Origin of the sequence: Archangium violaceum Cb vi76 (assembly GCF_000733295.1) — a bacterium.
Lineage (GTDB): Bacteria > Myxococcota > Myxococcia > Myxococcales > Myxococcaceae > Archangium > Archangium violaceum.
In genome coordinates this window covers 1-274 of sequence record NZ_JPMI01000001.1, presented here as the reverse complement: position 1 = coordinate 274, position 274 = coordinate 1, and the positions used below count along the sequence as shown (strand labels likewise).

Annotated in this window: 1 tRNA gene; it reads left to right on the top strand. The window is 55.5% G+C overall.

Going from position 1 to position 274, the window contains the following annotated elements:
• The first annotated feature begins 2 nt into the window (after positions 1-2).
• Positions 3-75, top strand: a tRNA-Ala gene (locus Q664_RS00005).
• Positions 76-274 lie beyond the last annotated feature (199 nt).

Genomic DNA, 274 nt, shown 5'->3' with positions numbered 1-274 from the left:
CCGGGGCTGTAGCTCAGCTGGGAGAGCGCTAGCTTTGCAAGCTAGATGTCGTCGGTTCGATCCCGATCAGCTCCACAAGTTTTCCAACTTCGGTTGGAAGCGTTCTTTGACAAGTGCATACGAAGGGTAGAATTCAATTTCTGCTGAGAGAAGTTCGACTCACCAGCTGAAAGCGAGTCTGAGCCGAGAGGCCAGGCGCGTGGGAAGCAGGTGACTCAAGCAAAAGCATTCTTCCGGGTCCGCAGCGAAGAGCTGGGGCCTGGACCTTGGTCTC